Source organism: Paenibacillus phytorum (genome assembly GCF_013141715.1).
In the GTDB taxonomy this organism is placed as follows: domain Bacteria; phylum Bacillota; class Bacilli; order Paenibacillales; family NBRC-103111; genus Paenibacillus_E; species Paenibacillus_E phytorum.
On the sequence record NZ_WHOA01000186.1, the window covers coordinates 1 to 18,202 of the forward strand.

The 18,202-nt window shown below is 44.3% G+C and carries 15 protein-coding genes, 1 riboswitch and 1 other annotated feature (1 of these 17 cut by a window edge); of the genes, 6 read left to right on the plus strand and 9 right to left on the minus strand.

The features are described 5' to 3' along the window. Positions 1–121: 121 nt before the first annotated feature. A complete protein-coding gene (locus GC098_RS26425; protein WP_171646189.1) occupies positions 122–1,714 on the minus strand; it encodes a response regulator transcription factor in 1,593 nt (530 codons plus the stop codon). Between the two features lie 9 nt (positions 1,715–1,723). After that, a complete protein-coding gene (locus GC098_RS26430; protein ID WP_171646190.1) occupies positions 1,724–3,472 on the minus strand; it encodes a sensor histidine kinase in 1,749 nt (582 codons plus the stop codon). Between the two features lie 110 nt (positions 3,473–3,582). Here GC098_RS26430 and GC098_RS26435 point away from each other — a divergent pair, with 110 nt between their 5' ends. Beyond that, positions 3,583–5,136, plus strand: coding sequence for an ABC transporter substrate-binding protein (locus GC098_RS26435; RefSeq protein WP_171646191.1), 1,554 nt, complete (start codon positions 3,583–3,585; stop codon positions 5,134–5,136). 73 nt (positions 5,137–5,209) lie between these two features. On the opposite strand, the gene GC098_RS26440 is transcribed toward GC098_RS26435, so the two are convergent. Both GC098_RS26440 and GC098_RS26445 read right to left on the minus strand, forming a co-directional pair. Further along, complete coding sequence (locus tag GC098_RS26440; protein WP_312880350.1) at positions 5,210–5,632, minus strand: GNAT family N-acetyltransferase; 423 nt, start codon at positions 5,630–5,632, stop codon at positions 5,210–5,212. A 41-nt stretch (positions 5,633–5,673) separates the two neighbouring features. Beyond that, the gene (locus GC098_RS26445; protein ID WP_171646193.1) at positions 5,674–6,324 is read right to left on the minus strand and encodes an HAD family hydrolase; all 651 of its coding nucleotides are present in this window, start codon (positions 6,322–6,324) and stop codon (positions 5,674–5,676) included. A 206-nt stretch (positions 6,325–6,530) separates the two neighbouring features. Then, positions 6,531–6,623, plus strand: a riboswitch (cyclic di-GMP riboswitch). Between the two features lie 110 nt (positions 6,624–6,733). On the opposite strand from GC098_RS26445, the gene GC098_RS26450 reads away from it, so the two are divergent. Beyond that, the gene (locus tag GC098_RS26450) at positions 6,734–8,467 is read left to right on the plus strand and encodes a putative bifunctional diguanylate cyclase/phosphodiesterase (protein ID WP_281367133.1); all 1,734 of its coding nucleotides are present in this window, start codon (positions 6,734–6,736) and stop codon (positions 8,465–8,467) included. A 20-nt stretch (positions 8,468–8,487) separates the two neighbouring features. Here the strand turns inward: GC098_RS26450 and GC098_RS26455 are convergent, their stop codons facing one another. Then, a complete protein-coding gene (locus GC098_RS26455; RefSeq protein ID WP_171646195.1) occupies positions 8,488–9,819 on the minus strand; it encodes an MFS transporter in 1,332 nt (443 codons plus the stop codon). 199 nt (positions 9,820–10,018) lie between these two features. On the opposite strand from GC098_RS26455, the gene GC098_RS26460 reads away from it, so the two are divergent. After that, positions 10,019–10,786, plus strand: a complete 768-nt coding sequence (locus tag GC098_RS26460) for a sulfite exporter TauE/SafE family protein (RefSeq protein ID WP_171646196.1) — start codon at positions 10,019–10,021, stop codon at positions 10,784–10,786. A gap of 137 nt (positions 10,787–10,923) precedes the next feature. Here the strand turns inward: GC098_RS26460 and GC098_RS26465 are convergent, their stop codons facing one another. Both GC098_RS26465 and GC098_RS26470 read right to left on the minus strand, forming a co-directional pair. Beyond that, complete coding sequence (locus GC098_RS26465) at positions 10,924–11,667, minus strand: ABC transporter permease (RefSeq protein WP_171646197.1); 744 nt, start codon at positions 11,665–11,667, stop codon at positions 10,924–10,926. After that, positions 11,655–12,320: an ABC transporter ATP-binding protein gene (locus GC098_RS26470; RefSeq protein ID WP_281367132.1), complete on the minus strand. Its 666-nt coding sequence runs from the start codon at positions 12,318–12,320 to the stop codon at positions 11,655–11,657. The genes GC098_RS26465 and GC098_RS26470 overlap by 13 nt, the downstream gene beginning before the upstream one ends. Positions 12,321–12,568: 248 nt before the next feature. Between GC098_RS26470 and panD the strand changes: the two genes are divergently transcribed. From panD to GC098_RS26485, 3 genes are all read left to right on the plus strand, one after another. Beyond that, the gene (gene panD, locus GC098_RS26475; RefSeq protein ID WP_171646199.1) at positions 12,569–12,970 is read left to right on the plus strand and encodes an aspartate 1-decarboxylase; all 402 of its coding nucleotides are present in this window, start codon (positions 12,569–12,571) and stop codon (positions 12,968–12,970) included. Then, positions 12,963–13,709 carry a YheC/YheD family protein gene (locus tag GC098_RS26480; RefSeq protein WP_171646200.1) on the plus strand — a complete coding sequence of 249 codons (747 nt, stop codon included), beginning with the start codon at positions 12,963–12,965 and terminating at the stop codon, positions 13,707–13,709. The genes panD and GC098_RS26480 overlap by 8 nt, the downstream gene beginning before the upstream one ends. Positions 13,710–13,864: 155 nt before the next feature. Next, positions 13,865–15,076, plus strand: a complete 1,212-nt coding sequence (locus GC098_RS26485; RefSeq protein ID WP_171646201.1) for a threonine synthase — start codon at positions 13,865–13,867, stop codon at positions 15,074–15,076. A 137-nt stretch (positions 15,077–15,213) separates the two neighbouring features. Here GC098_RS26485 and GC098_RS26490 read toward each other — a convergent pair whose 3' ends face one another. Together GC098_RS26490 and GC098_RS26495 are read right to left on the minus strand one after the other, a co-directional pair. Continuing rightward, positions 15,214–15,843, minus strand: a complete 630-nt coding sequence (locus GC098_RS26490) for a hypothetical protein (protein ID WP_171646202.1) — start codon at positions 15,841–15,843, stop codon at positions 15,214–15,216. Positions 15,844–16,130: 287 nt separating this feature from the next. Beyond that, positions 16,131–18,017: an arginine--tRNA ligase gene (locus tag GC098_RS26495; RefSeq protein ID WP_171646203.1), complete on the minus strand. Its 1,887-nt coding sequence runs from the start codon at positions 18,015–18,017 to the stop codon at positions 16,131–16,133. A 78-nt stretch (positions 18,018–18,095) separates the two neighbouring features. Further along, positions 18,096–18,202: a binding site (T-box leader), on the minus strand; it runs 114 nt beyond the window's last position.

Here is an 18,202-nt window from a genome sequence, read left to right on the forward strand (position 1 = left end):
GGGTTGTTGGGGTCATCATGGTCCTGGCCTACAGCTGAGACATGCTAAGCCTAGTCTGGCTCAGGCGTAGCTGAGTCCAGACCTTGGGCTAAACTGTAGTAATTATGGTGTCGCATCTCCCCTATTTCTTCCGATACTCCTGCGGCGTCACGCCATATACCCGCTTAAACATCCTCGCAAAATACGAAAAATTCCCATACCCGAGATTTATGGCGATTTGGCTCACCGGTTGATCCGTATTCAGCAGCAGCTCGGAGGCTTTGTTCATGCGCTGCTGCAAGATGTAGTCCGAAAGGGAAAGATTCGTTTCCGCTTTAAACAACCGAGAGATATAGGCCGGATTCAGGAATACGTAATCTGCCAGATCCTCCCGGTTAAAATCCACGTCCAGATGGCTTGCGATATAGTCTTTAATCTTCTGTACGATTGAATTCGGCGGCCGCTTGGAGAATAACAGCCCAGTTACGCTCCCGATCATCTGCTTCATCCACAGCTCTAAGCTAGATATGGATTTCGTTACTATGGATAAGTCGGGCATAGCCGCGTCCTTATAGAGCATTTGCGCTGACAGACCCTTGCGATGAAGAACATAATAGACGACTTGCAGGAACCCATGATAAAAAGCTTCCAAGGTTTCGATCGTTACCTGCTGTTCACTGAATGTAACCATTTGATGTTCAACCAATCCGTACAGCTTTTCCCGATCACCCTTCTCAAACCAGTCCGCCCAATCCATCAAGGAAACACTCAGCATGCCATCGCCACGATGATTCCGATAATCGCGATATAATAGCACCCTATTCTGCTGGACAACGTTCTTATGCTCCCACTCCAGCAGGGTGTGATACGATTTCATAATATCGGTAAGCGGTGCAACTTCACTGATATAACAAGAGAGCTGGCAATACAAGTATTGCTGGCACGCCTTCAAATAGCTCGTACAAACTTCACTGAGCTCATCATCATGAATCGAAGTCATACTGTCTCTGTAAAGCATAATGATCATATTGCCTCGGTTATCCTCAACCACATGACCATGTCTCGTCCCAATAATCATCTCTTCCGCAGCGTTGCGCAGCGCGAAGCTCATGATTTCTTCATCTCTGGCGCTGAAATGCTTCCCCCACTCCTCAACGCTAATCAGGATCAACGTCACATGGGAAAGTACCTCAATGGGTAGCTGATATTCCTCAAACGCGGATCGAAGTGTCGCCCTATTCGGCAGCAATCGCTGGCACAAAATATCCTGCCAAAATCGTTCAATCAATGCTGTCTTCTTGTGTTCCCACATCGACTGATATTTCTTCAGATGCTCAGTCGACTCTTTCAGCTCCCTTCGCTCCTGAATACTATCAAGAGCGCTCTGCAACACCTGCTCAAGCTCGCTAAAAATAACCGGCTTCAGCAAATAATCGAAGCTGCCTATGTGAATCGCCTTCTGAGCGAAGGCAAAGTCGGCATGGCAAGTCAAAAACAACACAACCACCTCTGGCCTAATCGCTTTGACCCACTCGACCAGCTCCAGTCCTGTCTCATCGGGCATTTCTATGTCGCAAATCATCACGTCAACATGCGTTTGCAGAAGTCTTTCCTTAGCGGTCGAGGCATGATAAGCTTCGTAAACTTCACTGATGCCTAATCGATCCCAATTCACACCAGAGATCATCCCTTTGACTGCAAATATCTCATCATCCACCAACAAAGCTGTGTACATGCTTACCCCTCATTCATCTGATCTTTGGCGCGGAAGCCTTAACGTAACGATTGAACCGCTGGGCTCCGCCCGCTCCAGTACAATATCCACATTTGATTTGTAGTAAAGCTTACATCTGCGCATCACATTCCACAAGCCGATATGCTCGTTGCCTTCTTCTTCAAAATAACTATGAGATTGCAGTTGTCTCAGCTTCTCATCTGGTATCCCCTTGCCGTTGTCACGAACCTGAACAACAATGTGTGATTCAGAATCGGGATCGGACCGCACCTCAATGCTGATTTGAAACGATTGGAATTGGTTGATCGAGAAGCCGTGTATCATGGCATTTTCCACGAGAGGCTGGATCGTTGAAGGTGGAATGCGATAACTTTGCAGTTCAGGGGCAATGTCAATGTGGAATGACAGATGCTCCGGAAACCGCACTTGCTGCACCGCCAGATAGCTTCGGATATGATCCAATTCTTCCAATAACGTAATTGAAGAAAGATGCGTCCGAATGGCGAAGCGGAAATATTTTACCAGATTAATGGCCATTTGTTGAATCAGCTCAAAATTTTTCGTTTGCGCCAAGTTGTATACAATATTCAAGGAATTCATAAAGAAATGCGGGTGAATTTGCGCTTGCAGATGTTTAAGCTCCGCCTTTTTCGTACGGATTTGTTCCTCGTAAATATCAATTTTCAGCACTTCAATCTGTGTGACCATGTTATTGAACGTCTCACCGATCACCTTAAATTCCATCAATCTATCATCTTTGAACCTTACGGACAAGTCCCCCGAGTAAATTCTCCTCATCCCTTTGATTAACCGAGCGATCGGCTTAAGAATGAAGTTTTCCAGGAAAAACAAGTAAATTGACAAAATCACAAGCGCCAAAACCGACACATAGTAATTAATTCTTTGGAAAAAGGTCAGCCCCTCGAGCAGATTGCGCTCAGGTATCATAACAGACAAATAAATATCCGCGTTATGTGACGGCTGAACAACGAGCAAATACTTTTCGGCCAGCCGCACAATCTGAAAAGGTTGATCTTCTTCCGTTAAGTCCATCTTCCAATCTATCGATTGAAGACTCTTCTTGAATTCCACATCTCTAAGTGCATTTAGAACCGTTCCTTCTTTGGATAAAAATAAAGCCTGCCCTCGTTCCCCCAGATGGAGCAGATTCAGAGGGATCATGAGCCGATTAATGTCCACCCAAGCGCCGATGTACGATTCATAGCCAGTATCAACAAGCCGTACGAGGGAGTATTGATTGTCCTGATAGATCAGCTGCCAGGAGCGCTGCAAGGTGCTGCGGCTTTCAGAATCCAGCATCAGCTTATCCAGTCTAGTTTTGATCGATTCCTTCCGTTCATTATTCATATACGGCTGCGGCGCCACCAACAAATCGTTATATTTGGAGCTGTAAGCAAACAGCACGTCCGCATCTTTATAGTAATTCGTATTCAGATACATCGCGTTTAAAGTACGAATTTTCGCATAATAGGATTCTGGATTGTCCTTGTCGAAAGCACTTAGTGATATTAAATCGTTATCCTGATTTGCTGTTCTATACAGGTATTTATCCAGTTCCTCAAGTACCTGATCGATTTGATTCATATACATAGTCAGCATATTTTTATTAGACTGTGCGACTTGAGAATGCACGACCTTCGTCGCATACATATTATTCCAAATTAATAAAATGACGAGCGGGACGGTTACCAAAGCAAAGCCTAAAATAAGCTGAGATCGAAGAGTACTTCTTTTCATTAACGTTTCACTGCCCCCTTTACTCCCCGTCAATTCCACGCCAGCTACCTGATTCCTTCTTTTTAAGCTCATCATTATTTGATATATTAAATTTAGGAGGGGTATGCGCATTGAAACTTATCAGCAAGTTAGCCCATGTTTTGAGCACGAGCCTTGTTTGTTCCACCCTCCTCTTGTCATGCGACAATGCGGAGACCGTGCCTCTTGCAGCGACATCTCCCTCATCCACGAGCGAACAGGAAGATGAAGCAGCAGCGAAACTCCCGCCTTATCAAATGGTTATGGTGTTCCCTAGTGGACCCGTCCCTAAAGATTTGCCGGATGTACAAGACGCCATGAATGTCTATCTGAAAAAGAAAATCAATACTACGATTGAATTGCGGCCGATTGACTTCTCTGTCTGGTTGGATAAAACCAACTTGATGTTCCTTTCCAATGAGAAATTTGATTTACTGTTCACCTCATCATGGTTGTACCTCGGTCAGGAAATTGCCAAACAGCAAATCATCCCTTTGGACGATCTGCTGCACCAATATGGACAGGGCATTACGAACACACTTGATCCTACCTACATCGAGAACGGACGGGTAAAAGGCAGCATTTATGGCGTGGTGACCAATAAAGAATTCGCCTCGACGAAAGGCATCGTCATGCGAAAGGATATCGTCGATAAATACAATATCGATCTCTCCACCATTCGTAAACTCGAAGATTTCGAGCCGATCTGGAAAACGATCCAGGAAAAAGAACCTGGCATGGTCCCTCTTCAGGTCAAATATGACCGTTCTCCCCTCACCGTATTGAACGGCTATGGAAAGTTCGACATGCTGGATTCCAGCGGTGGTCCGGGTGTTATCGACCGTGCTAGCAAGGAATTGAAAGTCATTAACTTATATGAAACACCGGCATATCTGCACGACGCCAAGATTATGCACAACTGGTATCAGGCTGGTTATATCAATAAGGACGGCTCCACTACAAGACAAGATGAATTTGAAGCCGTTAAAGCTGGCAAAGCTTTCGCTTACTCGCAGTCCATAAAACCCGGCTTCGATACGCAGGAATCAAGGAATACAGGCTTTCCCATGGTAACCGTGGAGCTGACCAAGCCCTATACGACAACCGGAGATACGACAAGCGCCATGTTCGCTGTCCCCAGAACGTCCCAAAACCCCGAAAGGGCGATGATGTTCCTTAATTTGCTTTATAGGGATAAGTACTTGCTGAATCTGCTTGATTGGGGAATCGAAGGCAAGCATTATGTCAAAATAGCCGACAACGTGATCGATTACCCACCCGGAGAATCAGCCAAAACCATTGGCTATAACCTTAACCTGCCTTGGATATTCGGCAACCAGCTGAATTCCTACACCTGGGCCACCGATGACCCTGACCTCTGGGAGAAGTATCGAATCTTTAACGAAACCGCAGACAAGTCTATCGCCCTTGGATTCGTTTTTAACCCCGACAAAGTGAAAAATGAAGTGATCGCCAGTGGGAACGTCCTCCTACAGTACGCAGGAGCACTCAATTCAGGAGAATTCGATCCCGATCTGATCCTTCCCTCCTTTTTGAAAGCACTGAAAGCTGCTGGCGGGAATAAGGTCATTGAGGAGAAACAGCGGCAACTGGATGCTTGGGCTGCTTCCCGCAAACAGAAATAGTGTACATAGCAAAAAATCCCCTCAATGTTAGGGGATTTTTGCTATGTACAGATTATGATTCGTAAATGAGATACTAATCCTCTTCGGCTTCTTCTACCTCATATGTACATAGAAAACGCTCTACACCAGGATATTTCTCCCCAAGGCTGCGAATGACGAACCCAATATTCCGATAAAATTGGACCGATTCTTCATCGGTTTCTGCCACGATTCGAACGGGGTGCATATCTTCAATAATTTCAAGAATAATCCCTCGTCCAAAGCCTACCCCTCTGCTCTCCGGTTCAACGGCCAGATGAGTGATCGTCATCTCCTGATTATCACTGAGCTCAAAGCCAATGATGCCCACTAAGATACCTTCGGATTCATACCCAAACAACCATAGATTAGCATCATTTTCATAACGCTCAATGACAGGTTGCAACGACTCCGGATCGGGGAAAACGCTGTAACTCAGCAGTTCTTGTATGTCATTTTCGTTTAGTCGGGATTTCACATTTATTAACATCTTTTTTCACTACTTTCGTTTTTCGTTATCTACACATAATCTAACAATTTAAGCAAGCTGTCAACATGCGCTACAGGGGTGATTCCCTTCTCCTCCATCAGATGTCCGCTGGGCCCATAGCTGATAAAGGGAACTCCTGCATCTATGGATGCTCTGCCGTCTATCCACGAGTCACCGATCGATATCCATTCACTCTCAAGAATTTGTGGAAAATGCTGCTTAGCGGCTAAATATCCGGATGGAGATGGTTTCATGGCATTCATCTGCTCTCTTCCGATGATCAAATCAAAGTATGGATGAATTCCTGTCGTTTCCAGCGCATGTACTGCGGCCTTGTATGAATTATTAGTCACAATAACCAGGACATAGCCCGTCTTTAAAATATTTAGAAGCTCGGAAACATGGGATTCCAGTCCTGCCCCCTCCATGCCTATTAGTTCATGTTGAACAACCATATTCATCACTTCTATATAGGACTCTTCAGGCATCCCATTCGCTTTCACATGCTCAATCATGGTTGATGTGGTATGCTCTTGAATCGGAAAACCAACCGGCAATAGATCTTTTTCGATAAGGTATTCCGCCACATGTTTTTTCATCATTTGGAAATTAATGCTAGACCTCAGCAGTGTATTATCCATATCAAAAATAATGCCTCGAACTTGGCCTAATTTACTCATTGAACCTCACCTATCCATCTCTAGAACTATAGAAAAATTAAGAAATTAGCATTATTAATTATTTTTAGTCGAATTCGACATAATTCGCTAATTATATGTAAATACCGCTATAGACACGTCATTTTTAACTATTTATAATGAGGCGTATTAACTGGTATATAAGTCTTTTACATCATTAACTAGTGCCTTTTGAACTACATATATAGAATCGATAAAAGCAAACCATTGGAAACAATGCGACGCAAAGCCATGACCTAAGGCATCCCTAATTGGGATGCTATGGACGACAGGTTACCGAGTCAAGGAGTTCATCCTTTCATTCGGGATGGACTTTTTTATTTATACGAAATGAGGTGGATTCATGCATCATACCCTAACTAATAGTTATCCTATTTACCTCATATTGCTAATGTTCATTATTTCAATAATTGCTCTTTATATATCCTTTACTAACAAAACAGCACTCAAAGCTTCCCTCTTAGAATCTGCTATTGATTGTATCATGATGTTTAATTCAAGTGGGAGGATCATTGCGTTTAATCCGGCGGCAGAAACCCTTTTTGGATACCAACGCAAAGAAGCTTTAGGGCTTACATTAATCGATTTTCTTTTTGAAAAAGATGGCCAAGAGACAACCTTCTTAAATCTGCTGTTCACGGTCAAAGACGAAACGATTATCGGGAAGCGAATCGAATTGAACGCATTTCGATCGGATGGCAGCGTATTTCCGGCGGAAATAACGATTACGAGTACTCCGTATAAAGGAAAGCATGTCTATACAGCTTATCTTCGCGATCTGACTGAAAAAAAGAAGTCCGAGGAAATGATACAGCAGCTAGCCTACTTTGATCTTCTGACAGGTTTGCCGAATCGCAACCAGTTCAATCAGCTTTTCCATGATGCGTTAAACAAAGCCAAACAACATAATCAGAGCTTAGCTCTACTCTTCCTTGATGTAAATCGATTTAAGCTCATCAATGATACCTTAGGCCATCCCTTAGGAGATCTCGTTTTGCAAAAGTTCTCCGCATTGCTCTCTGAAAGCTTGTTTGCACAAAGCATTGTCTCTAGACTAAGTGGCGATGAATTTGTGATTTTGTACCCATTCGGTAATCGGAAGTCAGCTGCTGTACAAGCGGAGAAGATCATCCAACAATTGGAGGCTCCTTTCCAAATCGACGGACGAAATGTTTTTGTTTCCACAAGTATTGGTATCTCTTTATATCCTATCGATGGAGAATATCCAGAGGTTTTATTGAAAAATGCCGATCATGCGATGTATCAGGCCAAAGAACGTGGAGGAAACCATTATCAATTTTATGAACAGGAAATGAGTGTCATTCATTCAAGGAGAAGCGCATGTGAACAATCCCTCCGGACAGCCATAGAACATAATGAGCTCTACCTGATGTACCAACCCAAATGCCATATTCCTACAGGCAAAATAATCGGCGTAGAAGCTTTACTAAGGTGGGATAGCCACGAGTTAGGAAGCGTCTCGCCGAAGGAATTTATTCCTATTGCAGAAGAATCAGGACTAATTATTTCAATTGGAAAATGGGTACTACAAACAGCCTGCTTACAAATAAAAAAATGGCAAGATGCGGGTATGGAGCCTGTTCCTATTGCAGTCAATATATCGGCTGGCCAGCTTCATCAAGAAGATTTGGTGACAATGATTCTCGAGATTCTGCATCAAAATGAGCTGGAAGCAAACTATTTAGAACTCGAAATCACCGAAAGTGTATCGTTGTATAACAACCTCAGCTGTATGGAAAAGCTTACTGCTTTAAAGAACGAGGGAGTTAAACTCTCTGTAGATGATTTCGGAACAGGTTATTCTTCTTTAAGTTATTTACATAAATCACCAGTCGATATTTTGAAAATTGATAAATCGATCGTTCAAGACATTTCTTCCAACATATCTGCATCTTCAATCATTAAAGCGATTATGACCATGTCACATAGTTTAAATTTGAATGTCATTGCCGTAGGTGTAGAAACTCATGAACAGCTCATTCTTCTAGAAAGATTTGGTTGTGAACATATACAAGGATACTTATTCTCAGTTCCACTTACAGCTGAGTTATTTGAAAATAGTTATGTTATCCCTGATGCAAATGCTAGTCCAAATGCTATATAAAAAAAGCCAGAATGCGGAGGTTACTCCGTCTTCTGGCTTTTCAGATTGGATGCCGAACGAATAGCAAACGGCATGGCCAATGAAAGTAAGCTTGCCAAAAGTCCAAATACGAACATGCCGTGAATACCCGTATAAAAGACGCTGGATTTCGTTAGGATTGCCCCCATAATGGTTACGCTGACAGCTGTTCCAATATTCCGTGCAAAGAGCTGCAGCGAGGTGGAAATCCCCTTCTGGTGCGCTTCCACAAGCTGCTGTGAACCGATTGTAGTAATGGTGAAGATTATCCCATAAGCAAGACCAAGCGTTGTTAGTGCGGTAAACGTGTACCAAAATGGAGAAGCCTCGTGTATGAAATAAAATAAGGCAGCTGTAATGACGAGTATCATATTACCTATGACTAGAAGCCGTTTATATCCATAGCGAAGTACCCATGTTCCACCAGGTATAGCTACGGCCATCCACCCAATGGATGTACTCAGAAGTGCAATACCGCTGACAAACAACGAGTATCCTTGATTTTGCAAGAAGAGAGGTATGAAGCTGGATGTCCCAAAGAGAGCCGCGCAGCTGAGAAAAGAGCTTGCAATCATAATGGCCACCGGACGATTGCGCAGCAGGTTTAGCGGAACGATCGGCGCAGGATGTCTTCTCTCATATAAAAAGAAAGCCATCATAAATATGCCCCCTAGCGCGCCATACACGTAGCTATAATGCTCAACTGCTGTTGTAAGCAGCAATAAGGATATACCACAGGCAAACAAAATAGCTCCGCCATAGTCGACCACTGCTTTCTTCGGTTGATACACCTCCTTATACGGCTGCAAGGCAAGAAGTGCAACAATACATACCGGTATATTAACGAAAAAAATCCACCGCCAGCTCAGGTAGGTCACGAAAAACGTACCCAATAGAGGCGCTAATATCGCAGATAACCCCCACATCCCTGTGAAATACGCTTGAACTTTACCGCGCTGTTCCACCGGATATATATCTCCCGCAATGATAGCTGGAAAAGGCATCATTACCCCTGCTCCAATCCCTTGAATGGCTCTAAATAGGATCAACTGCAGCATGCTCTGAGATAAACCGCAAAGCACAGATCCGAATAGAAACAGAAGTATACCTGCTGCATAGATCCGTTTCCGCCCAAATAGGTCAGATAATCTGCCTGCTAATGGAGCTAATACAGTAGAAAGGACCATATAAGAGGTAAATGCCCATGCGTACAGGTCATTGCCACCAATTTCTTTCACAATAATCGGCATTGTGGTATTGGCAATCGTGGTATCGATAGACGACACTAATACCGCCAATACAATACTCACCATAACCGTTGTTCGATTTCTCATGGATGTCCCCTCCTAAATGCTGACTTTTTTTCACATCCACATATTGTAACTGATTCCAGAATGAATGAATAGCATGTTCAGAGCAATGATGAAGTCAAATAACAAAGCAAATTAAAAATATCCCTTTACATAATGCTTTTCTATGTAATAAAATTAATCCAATAAGGTTAGTGGGTAATTTGATTGGGGACATGACAACATGACTTTAACAGTTTTATTTATGGGTGTATTTGTTGGTTTTATGGTCGGATTGACTGGTGTAGGTGGAGCTTCGCTGCTAACCCCCATTTTGATCCTGATTGGTGTTAATCCTTCAATTGCCGTGGGAACAGACCTGCTTTATAATTCGATTACCAAGCTTTTTGGCACGATTCAGCATTGGCGGCAGAAAACGATTGATTTCAAGCTGGTCAAAATGCTGGCTATGGGTAGTATTCCAGGTGTAATCACAGCCGTAATTTTTTTGAAATTATTCAATTCGTTCTTTCATAATCAGGAGATCATTATTAAGCATGCTCTTGGTTATGTCTTGATTCTGGTAGCATTTGCTACCTTGTTTAAAGTTTTCTTCGGTCACAAGATCAAAGAAAATCGCTGGCAGCTTAAATCTTTGGAGGAGAAACGAGGACTAACCATCACCATTGGTGCTGTACTGGGTTTTGTTGTCGGACTTACGTCCATTGGATCCGGCTCCCTGTATGCCATTGCGATGCTTTACTTTTTCCGTATGATCCCTGCTCAGCTCGTAGGAACTGACATCGCTCACGCTTTCTTCCTTGCGACGACTGCAGGTATTCTGCACGCAAGTATGGGAAATGTGAATTATACACTTGTCCTCAATCTTCTCATCGGTTCCATTCCCGGCGTCGTTATCGGCAGCATGCTCTCTGCCAAGGCACCGACCAATATTCTACGCACGATTATTGCTAGTCTGGTATTAATTAGCGGTCTTAAATTAATAGGATGAAACGGAGCTAAGGCTCCGTTTTTATTTCCACAGATCCTGTAACCCATACAAGAAGCATCCGATTAATTTACTCGGATGCTTCTTGTTGTTCTCATATCATGTCGTTTTGTGCGGTTCCCCGGGAAATATCCACTCCTTTACTTCAACGTCATTTCCCGAGTAAACCACAATTTATAGCTAAGTATGCTCAATATGATACTTGTAATTGCCGCTGCTGCTGTGAAAGCAAACAAAATCAACATTTGATAACGAACAGCCTCCACAGGATTTGCACCTGCGATAATCATCCCCGTCATCATTCCAGGAAGCTGAACGAGTCCAACAGTTTTCATTCCGTCTATTGTCGGAATCATGCTGGCCTTCACGGAGCGCTGCAGTGCTTGCTGAATAGCCTGTCTAACCGAAGATCCGAGAGCTAGCAGCGCTTCAATTTCCCCACGCGACGATTGCACCTCACGGTCCATCTGATTCAAAAACAATCCACAAACAATCATAGAACTACCAATTGTCATACCGCTAATCGGGATAATGAATTGGCTCGTTGGCTTGATAATATGTAGACCAAGCATGAGTGACATTGTTAACGTTTCCGTTACAGCAATCGCAGCAGCTATTCTCCAATATATCCCCTTTAACCCTTCTCCGCGTTTGCCCGCATTGTGTGTAGCAATCACAATCATAATCGCAATGATAATAAAGATAAGTCCCCAATGCTCCGTTTGAAAAATAAAATGAAGCACATACCCAATGAATAACAACTGCAAGGCTCCACGAATTGTTCCGATGGCAATGTCCTTCTCAAGCCCAAGCTTCTGCCATTTAGATAAGGCCACCGTAATCATGACGAAGGTCAATGTAAAGCCTAACGCTAGGGTAGACACGTTGAATCCATACCCCCTTCGACTGAGAATGAATCCGTCCATTCAACTGTTTCTTCTGGTACAGATTCAGTTAATGATCCACGATTCAAATACCAGAACCGATTGCCTACCCTTTTGGCTTGCTCCATTTCATGCGTCACCCAAATAAGCCCGCCTCCCCGCTCTTCAAGCCAATTCATCAGGGTATCTTCTACTGCCTGCTTGCTCTGTGAATCAAGCGCAGAAGTCACTTCATCAAGTAAGAGGATATCCGCTCCTAGCAGCATTGACCGCACTAGTTGAACCCGCTGCTTCTGTCCTCCAGATAAATCTGCCGCCTTCTGAGCCCAATTCAGGTCACCGAGCCCAACCTGCTCCATCAAGCTAAGCGCTAATGGTTTATCGAAATTACACTGATGCAGTTTACTCGTCAAAGCTAGGTTGTCTGCGACCGTAGTAGGAAGCATTACCTGCTGCTGGGGGACATAGCAGACCTTCTTTCGCCATTCACTTGGTCCCCAGCTCGCAGCAAGTCGTCCATGCAAGGATAAGTTTCCGCCATCCATGCTTTCTAAGGTGGACAATATCCGAAGCAGTGTACTCTTCCCTTGGCCGGAAGGACCTAGAATCGCAATACGATCCTTGGGCAAGACGTTCGTATTTATTTGCTCCATTAAAGGCGTCAGACCTTCGTTTGGGTGCTTCTTATGTAGATTTTCAATAACCAGAATAGGCTGCAGAACTTTTCACTCCCATCTACCCAAGTTTTACATATATCCGTTTAATTAGTATATCACAGCCATAATTCAACGTGGCATTAACCTATTTTTCGTTGGAAATAGGCTTTAGCCTACACCAGGAGACTGACCTTAGTCATACTTTGTGATGAATACCCAATGTGATGATAAAGGAGCTACTGCATATGCAGCGACTAATGTGTAAAGGGAAGATCCATCGTGCGACGGTAACGGAGGCCGATTTGGATTACGTGGGAAGCATTACCATAGATGGTTTATTGATGCGCAAAGCGAATATTTTACCCTATGAAATGGTTCAAGTCACAAGCCTGCGAAACGCCACCCGGTGGAAAACATACGCGATACCTGCGCCGGAAGGCTGCGGCAAGATCGGTTTGAATGGTCCCCCTGCCCACCTTTTTGCTCCTGGCGACCTTGTTATTATTCTTAGTATGGGACTTATGAATGAAACAGAAATTAACAACCTCAAACCTCAAGTGGTTTTCGTTGATGAACGCAATCAACTGCTCCGGGTTGAAGAACATGATCTTGTTATTCTCAAGCAAGAAGCGAAATCCAATGACTAAACTAAACACAAGCAAATGGACCAAATATAAGCTGCTGCGGAAATCGTCTAAACTTAGTGTGCATCTTCCAAAAACAGCTTGGCTGCGAAAGAGCTCTTTCTGGCGCATGATAAAAAAATACCGTGAGATCATCATTAAACCGACTGGGAGCTATGGGGGCAATGGTGTCATTCGGATCAAAAAGATGGATTCTTCCACATATGAGATACAGGATGGCGCTAAGAAGAAAAATTTTACAGAGCATACCCAATTAAACGCCTATATCAAAAAGAAAGCGGGCAAGAACAACATCATTCAGCAGCGAATTCCGCTTGCTACGGTGAATGACCGGCCCTTTGATCTCAGAGTGATGGTACAGCGACGCCTCAATTCACCTTGGGAAGTGACCGGTAAACTGGCCAAAGTGGCCGGAAAGGGCTTTATCGTAACGAATATTCGCATGAGCAGCGGCAAGGTCGTATCCGTGGAGCATGCTCTCAAAAATTCGGCACTCAAAACGATGCGAGCTGCCGACCTCCTCTCACAGCTCGATAAAGTTGCTTTACAAGCCGCTCAGAAACTAGCTCCTTTCTATCCTTGGGTGCGTACGATGGGGATTGATATGGCTTTTGACAAAGAGGGAAATGTTTGGATTATTGAGGTTAATTTTGCTCCTATGCTTGAGCTATTTTTGAAACTGAAGGATAAGTCGATGTTCCATAAGATGAAGTCATTTCACAAAAACAAACCGAATAAATGAATCGAAAAATAAGTTCGAAAAATAAAATAAATCAAAAGACACAAGCCGTTTCCATCTTCTCTTCTTGGTAATAGTCTAAATAAGAGTTTGTAATAAATAAACTCAAATTAAAACTATAATAGTTTTCCTTTTGAAAACTTTGAGGAGGCCCGGAGATGAACCGATTGGGGCTTTATTGCTCACGATGTTCTGTAAGGCTCCCTTTCCGCTATCAAGAAATGAAATGTGACTGCGGTGGTACTTTATTGGTCGATTACGACTTGGAGCACATAGCGAGAACATTAACGAAGGAAGCTATACAAACACGCTACCCATCGATGTGGAGATATAAAGAATTGCTTCCAGTGAGTAACCCTGATTGTATCGTCACCCTAGGCGAAGGCTGGACGCCACTCTTGCACATGCAGGAATGGGAGCAGAAACTGCCTATTAAACGGCTATGGATCAAGAGAGAAGAACAGAACCCTACGGGGAGCTTTAAGTCGAGGGGCTTCTCCGTCGCTGTGTCCTTGCTCAAGGAAGCGGGAGCGACGAAAGCGGCCGTTCCATCCAATGGAAATGCCGCGGGCGCATTAGCCGCCTATGCGGGGCGTGCAGGGATCAAGGCATCTGTCTTTATCCCTCTGGATTGCCCGCCATTAATCGTGGACGAATGCCCGTTATATGGAGCTGCTACCTTCCTCGTCGACGGCTTCATTCATGATGCAGCAGCAATTATTGAAGCGGGTAAACAAGAACAGGGCTGGGTAAACGTAGGCACATTGAAGGAGCCCGGACGTGTAGAGGGCAAGAAAACAATGGGACTTGAGCTCGCCGAACAACTTGGTTGGACATTCCCCGACGTCATCATCTATCCAACCGGCGGCGGCTCCGGTATTATTGGCATGTGGAAAGCTTTCCAGGAGCTCAAAGCACTCCGCTGGATTGACGGTCCCATGCCCAGATTCGTTTGTGTGCAGGAAGAGGGATGCCAGCCAATTGTCGACGGCATAACATGCAACTGCAACCAAGCTGAAAGTGCCCAAGCTGCCGGAGTAGAAGCTAGTCCGACAGGTATGCGCGTACCGAATCCGCCAGACTTGGCGTTCATCCTGTCGATTGTGGAACAAAGCGGCGGCACAGCCATCGCCCTCTCCAAGAGCCAAATTGCCGAGGCCACTCGCACCTTAGGCTCGCAGGGCATCTCTGCGTCCCCCGAAGGCTCGGCAACTTGGGCAGGTCTGCTCGCCCTCTGCGACAGCGGATGGCTGCGTCCGAGCGATTCCGTTGTGCTTTTTAATACGTCGCACGCAATGAAATATGTGAAGTTTGGTTCTATCGCTGCACTTCCGATTATTAGAAGCTATGAGGAGTATCTCCGTTTGTAGGAATGTTGTACGTTGTACAACTTCCCAAGTTACAAACACAGAAAAGACTATTAATAGGAAGTCTATTCCGCTATAAGCTCCCTAAAATCAAATCAAACAGCCAGGAGGAAACCCTCCTGGCTGTTCATTTCTCAACCTTATTGACCTAAATTATTTTCTTCATACAGCCGATACATCGCTTGAATTAAAGGCTCTGCCGGGTCACGATTCAGTAAATATAACGTCATTAAATATTGCAGCGGAAGCGCACACGTATTATTGCCGTCTTCAACAGCTACGAAGCCAGCCTCTAGGACTGGACCATGCTCCTCATGAAGCTCCAAGTCCACATAGATCTTTTGGTCAGGGAATTCTTCTCGCACGGTAGCCGCGCAATAAGGAACAATATGTTTATCCAGCAGCTCTTTGGCATCATCTTCCGATTGTGGAGGATTCGGCAGTGGATGATTTTCTGGGCTTCTTAGCAAGTCTACGAAGAATGACGATAACCACAGCCCTGCATTCGGATTCGTTTGGAAGTTTCTCATAATTTCATTCAAGAAAAATCCGCATGATGTGGACTTTTCATCATTTTTAAGTGTGAAAGCAAACATTGGACCATAAGTCGGATTATTGCCGATTTGTCCATCTACTTCATATTCGGGAAATTGTTCTTTCATTACTTCTTGAATGTGCTGGAACCAAGTCATAATGATTTGGGCCTGTTCGCGTTCTTGGTCTTGTTCGTTATCTACTGGAACTTGTGTGTCAATATCTTTTTCTGTCATTGTGGTTAAAGCCTCCTGAATCATTCAAATTGGCACGAATATCCCTATTGTACCGCATTTGATCAAGATCAGAAAGCTAATGTTGCATTTTTAAGGACGAATGCGGACACCCCCGACTTCCGAAGCATTAATCGAAACGGCATTGCCTCCTTGACCGATCGTTGCTCTAGCGGATTGTCTTACTCTTACTTTCGTTTTCCCCTGCATACTGCAGTAGCATATGCGCAAGAGTGACAGGTTGTCTCTCGGCGAGAGCATACATAGGATGAATGCGAATGTTTTTCCGGTTACAATCGTTTTGGCGTCGGCATACCCAGCACTTCCAGTACCTGATGCATGGTTTGTTTATACATTTGCGTGATCCAAAGACGATGGGCGATGCTTTCTTCACTGCCTTTTAAAACCGGACAAACACTGTAAAAATGGTTAAAAAGCGAAGCTAGCTCGAAAGCATAATGGCAGAGTATGCTAGGTGCCAATTGTTTTGTGGCAGTTTCCAGTGTTTCGGGCCAATAGGCGGCGTGCCTCAAAAGGTGGTATTCCTGTTCTTCCAAAAGAGCCCCATTGAACTTTGCCTCCATTTGTGACAGACGAGTATCTTTCTTCGCTTTGTCCAAAATACTGTTTGCTCTTGAGTATGCATAAAGCAAGTAAACGCCCGTGTTCCCGGTAATTTCCGTCGCATGCTCCAGGTCAAAAATAACTTCCGTTTGCAGCTGATATTTCAGCAAATAATAACGGATCGCAGCCGCAGCTATCGATCTGCTGGATATCCCCGCTTTTCTTGAGCGTTTAGCGTCAATGACTCTCTCCATGCGATCGAGTAGGTCCGCGACTTTAATTCCAATCCCTTGGCGCCCAGACATCGCATAGGAGCTTTTGCCCTCCGAAATATCAATACCCAGTCCTGCAGCAGTTTCCGGGCTTAAGGAAACGACCCCATAGCTCACGTGTTTAAGCTGACTCGCCTGCTGCTCATAGCCCAACACTTCTAAAGCTAGCATAACCATCTCCTGCGGGTATTGCTGACGATAATCAATGACATTAATGACAACATCCGCTTGCCCTATTAATTTCTTCTTGCCCTGGGAAGCTGTGGACCATAGTCCATCCTCCCATTTTTGATATACAAAATCATTCGACAGCACACCGAATTTCCATAGATGATAGGCTATATCCTTCGCTGTATACGTTAAAATACCATTGGAACGAACGAGCACCTTATCCCCTTGATAATCCGTGCTTTCTCCAACTGAAACAGCTCCTTCTTCTAGATTCTTCAGTACCCAGCAGCCTGCTAATTTCCCATATGTCACCTTATGAAACATATCTGTTTGGCTCAGCAGCTCGAAGGTTGTATCCCAAAATCCCGCTCTCACAATACTGCTTTCCCAAACCAGCACATCGTATTTAATACCGAATTGCTTCATTTCTTCCAACTGCTCGCGAACGATCCTTTCCGCTACTAAAGCACCCATCCATGCAAGATTGGAATGCCCGCTCTCTAGCGCATGAAGAACGGTAGAACGCTGCTCTACAAGCTCCGGCTGCACTTTGTAAGCCTGATTCACCTTCGCGTAGGTCTCCCAACAAAAGTCGCCAAATCGATTAAAAGTCTCTTCTGTTTGAGTATGAAGAATGCCTACTACGGTATCCGCTAATTGATTTCCCAGATCATCAATATAGTTATGCACCTCCACCTGATAGCCTGCTTGCGAGAGCATGCGTGACAAGGAATCACCGATGCAGGAATTTCTCAAATGGCCAACATGAGCAGCTTTATTGGGGTTGATTGATGTATGCTCGATCAAAATTTTTGTTTTGTTTCTTTGGTCAGCAAGACCATTGGAAGCATCATAATGACCAGTGGACCAGGTGTCCCAATTTACATAAAAGTTCAGAAACCCCGGCGGCACCGCAGCCACTTTGGCAAATAAGCATTGAACTGACCCGTTCTTTTCTATGCGCTGTTGAAGCTCTTGCGCGATTTGCAAAGGAGCTTTTCGTACTATTTTTGCTAAAAGCATAGCTACATTCGTGCTGTAATCACCGTGCTCAGGATGAGCTGGGTGCTCCGTCAAGATTTTCAGAGTCGCAGGCTGTTCTATTCCGTACTCTTGAAATAAAACATCTACATGAAGCTTGATTTCATTCATTAGAAGCTGCTGAATCATGGAATATTCCTCCTAATAGGATAATGCGGAACTGTGAATGTTTTTGGCAGGAAAACGCAAAAAAGCCCCGTCTCTACAATAAGAGACGAGAGCTGTTCATTCCCGCGGTACCACTCTAAGTGCTAAACCACTGGTTTAACCACTCCAACGATAACGGCTTATGCCGGATCTCCCTACATCGTACC

Bases quoted from the DNA above. Each gene is read 5' to 3' on its own strand.
- GC098_RS26480 (WP_171646200.1), top strand. From the start codon at position 12,963: ATGACTAAACTAAACACAAGCAAATGGACCAAATATAAGCTGCTGCGG.
- GC098_RS26490 (WP_171646202.1), bottom strand. From the start codon at position 15,843: ATGACAGAAAAAGATATTGACACACAAGTTCCAGTAGATAACGAACAA.
- GC098_RS26445 (WP_171646193.1), bottom strand. From the start codon at position 6,324: ATGAGTAAATTAGGCCAAGTTCGAGGCATTATTTTTGATATGGATAAT.
- GC098_RS26425 (WP_171646189.1), bottom strand. From the start codon at position 1,714: ATGTACACAGCTTTGTTGGTGGATGATGAGATATTTGCAGTCAAAGGG.
- GC098_RS26460 (WP_171646196.1), top strand. From the start codon at position 10,019: ATGACTTTAACAGTTTTATTTATGGGTGTATTTGTTGGTTTTATGGTC.
- GC098_RS26455 (WP_171646195.1), bottom strand. From the start codon at position 9,819: ATGAGAAATCGAACAACGGTTATGGTGAGTATTGTATTGGCGGTATTA.
- GC098_RS26430 (WP_171646190.1), bottom strand. From the start codon at position 3,472: ATGAAAAGAAGTACTCTTCGATCTCAGCTTATTTTAGGCTTTGCTTTG.
- GC098_RS26450 (WP_281367133.1), top strand. From the start codon at position 6,734: ATGTTCATTATTTCAATAATTGCTCTTTATATATCCTTTACTAACAAA.
- GC098_RS26470 (WP_281367132.1), bottom strand. From the start codon at position 12,320: ATGGAGCAAATAAATACGAACGTCTTGCCCAAGGATCGTATTGCGATT.
- panD (WP_171646199.1), top strand. From the start codon at position 12,569: ATGCAGCGACTAATGTGTAAAGGGAAGATCCATCGTGCGACGGTAACG.
- GC098_RS26485 (WP_171646201.1), top strand. From the start codon at position 13,865: ATGAACCGATTGGGGCTTTATTGCTCACGATGTTCTGTAAGGCTCCCT.
- GC098_RS26495 (WP_171646203.1), bottom strand. From the start codon at position 18,017: ATGATTCAGCAGCTTCTAATGAATGAAATCAAGCTTCATGTAGATGTT.